1 protein-coding gene is annotated in these 3,009 nt (G+C 35.1%); it reads left to right on the plus strand.

Translation table 11 applies throughout. The features are described from left to right. The first annotated feature begins 48 nt into the window (after positions 1-48). On the plus strand, positions 49-2,559 hold the full coding sequence (locus ACP4IT_RS12495; RefSeq protein ID WP_426855859.1) for a protein kinase domain-containing protein: 2,511 nt from the start codon (positions 49-51) through the stop codon (positions 2,557-2,559). Positions 2,560-3,009 lie beyond the last annotated feature (450 nt).

Below are 3,009 nucleotides of genomic sequence, written 5' to 3' on the forward strand. Positions count from 1 at the left end.
CGGAATAGGTTATACTAGACAAAAGATCAGCTCCTAAAAGATGGGTTTGTGGTAAACACCATTTTAAAGGAAGCTGATCTTTTTTGTCCGAACAGCGTTCGGATTAATTTTACAATCTACCAAGAATCTACTTTTAATTTGAGCAACCAGGGATGGAAAATTCACGTTTCTTCGACGGCAACTGAATTTTTGGAATCTTTAGATGCCGTTACATCTGTTGTCCGAAAATACGACGCTTCGTTTAAAATCCCTCGTACATGGCATGCTATGCTTTCTTTGACAACTGGAGCAGTTCCCCTAGTAACTACTGGAAAAATGATTACTATTTATCCTAAGCAAAAATCGGACATAGAATTGGAGACAATTGTAAACGAACTGTATAGAACACAGAATAATAAATTATTTCCGCCAATATTTACAGACTATCAGTACAAAGATAGCAATATTTTTCTGCGATATGGATCATTTATCGAACAGTATGTGCTAGATGATAAACAGGAACCACTTTTAGCATTGTTTGATGAATCAAATGTTTTAATTCCAGACAAGCGTGTCTTTGGTGCTCATACACCGAGTTTTGTAAAGGTTCCACGTTTCATAATACATGATACGAATTACTTTCCAAAAAGGACTACAATGCAGTTTCCGTTAACGCAACCACGTTTGTTACAAAGATCAGCGAAGGGAAACATATATAAAGTTCTAACTCCAAAAGGTCCTGCACTATTGAAACAAGGATACAATGGTAGCTTGGCTGTACGTGGGAATGATACAGCTGCCAATCGAGTTTTAAATGAGACAAATATTCTTCATAACATTCCTGATTATGTTCATAAGCCCAGAGTACTGGGAATCTCCACAACCAGTGACTCTGTATTTATGTTAGAAAGCTTTATGCCAGGAGTATCATTGGAGAATATATTTACTAGTTCAGTATTAATTAAAACAATGTTGGATACTATGATTATAAAGATTGCCAAAAACTTGATGAATCAAATATTGGAGGTTCATCGCGCCGGCGTTGTTATCAGAGATTTGTCGCCTAGTAACGTCTTAGTAAATGAATATGGCCAAGTTTTCTTAGTTGATTTTGAAATAGGATCTTTTATCACAAGTCCTATATCTTTTATGGGATCTACCCCAGGTTTTTTCCCATCATTTCTTCCATTAACGACCTCAAGAAATTCCTTTTGCTTTGATTGGTATTCTTTTGGCGCAATTTTATTTTACCTAGGCACAAGTATCAAACCTATCTTTCCCGAATCCCGATCCAAACTTACAAAAAAAGCCTTCTTTGATAAGCTGTATAGTATTAATGAGCTTACTCTGAATGGTCATAATTGTTACTCTATAGCTTGCTTAGGAATAAGTATAATGGAAAATTTCTATGAGGTTAATGATAATACGATCACAACATTTTTTAGAGAGGCCCTTCAATCTTCAAACGAGGAAAGAAGCACGAAAATTTCCCCAGCTATTTTCAAAATATCAGAAATTGTTTCTAGAACCTTATCGAAGAAAAATACTTTTTCTTCTGAAGATATTCGAAGGGGGCCTAAAGAAGAATTACTACTGTTATCCTTAGATAAGGGGATGCTGGGAACACTTTTACTAAAGGCACTTTATTTAGATAAAAATGATAATACAAACATTCTAAGTGATTTTAGAAGGGATATAGCATTCATTAATCGAAATATTGACGACAGTAATTCGATCAATCTTGTCAATGGTATAAGTTCTCTAGTATACATTTTGTCTATTTCAAAAGAATTTGACAAGGCTCAGTGTCATATGTACTTTAACCTGCAGATAAAGATCTTAAATATAATTAGGAGAAAAGTAAGTCATGTAGTCTATAACGGGGTTTTGTACGGACTAGCAGGTATTGGGCTATCATTATTTCTTGCTTGGGATAAAGATTGTGATCTCTTCATTAAGGAACAGATAAAAGAAATAAATGAGTTAATCTCCGATCTATTACTGAGAAGGATGATTACACGCGATAAAAGAATGCATATTGGAATTAAAGGAGTGACACGTGAAGATTCGAAGGTTGTAAGTGACTTTGGATTTGGAGAAATAGGAGTTGCAAGTTTTTTAGCCTTGATAAACTCTTCGCACAATCAAGAGTTACGAACAAAAGCAATTAAGAGTAGTCTTGAGAATCTTTATGAGAATCGAATTGTTGAGGGATCTAGTGGCATTAAAGTTGCTCAGACAACAGGTTCGTTGAAGTACTATCCCTTTCTGTTTTCCGGAATCAGTGGCATTCTTATATTTTTGGAACTTGTTAGAAGTCATGGGTGTGGTGTAGAAGTTGATGAAAGCTTTAGAGAACGAGTATTTCAGTCCGTTATTAAAAACACCTACCATAATTCGCCCTTTCTTTTAAATGGCGATGCTGGGGTACTGATTTCTTTAATGATTGCAAAAAAGGATTCAGTAATTGAACAGAAAAGGCTTGTAGCCTTGTTACTGTCAGAATCCAATCTAACAAGTACAGGGAAAAGGTATTGGTCGTTACCAGGCAAGTTTACGCTCACTAAGAATTTTTTCTAGAGGGAAATATTGGCATATTGTGCGTGCTTCAGTTATTTGAAAATATGTCGATTTCCAGCCGGAAGGAGAAATTAAAATGATTACATGGAGATACGGCAATAAAGCAGCCTTTATGCTTCTAGTAAGTCTAGATTTATTAGTTTCTATCCAGAATGTCTTTTTAGCCTTTGTCACTAGTTCGTTCATTAAGTCAGCAACTGATAAGAATATGACTCTCTTTTTTAGAGTAGCGTATCTCTCTGTTATTGGATTCATCATTATTTCCATCATAAATTGGTTTCACATTTCCTTAAAGAACAAGATAATCCGGCAAACGAATTTAAGAATAGGTAGATTGTAAAATTAATCCGAACGCTGTTCGGACAAAAAAGATCAGCTTCCTTTAAAATGGTGTTTACCACAAACCCATCTTTTAGGAGCTGATCTTTTGTCTAGTATAACCTATTCCGA

Origin of the sequence: Levilactobacillus sp. LN180102 (genome assembly GCF_050106635.1) — a bacterium.
Taxonomy (GTDB): Bacteria; Bacillota; Bacilli; order Lactobacillales; family Lactobacillaceae; genus Levilactobacillus; species Levilactobacillus brevis.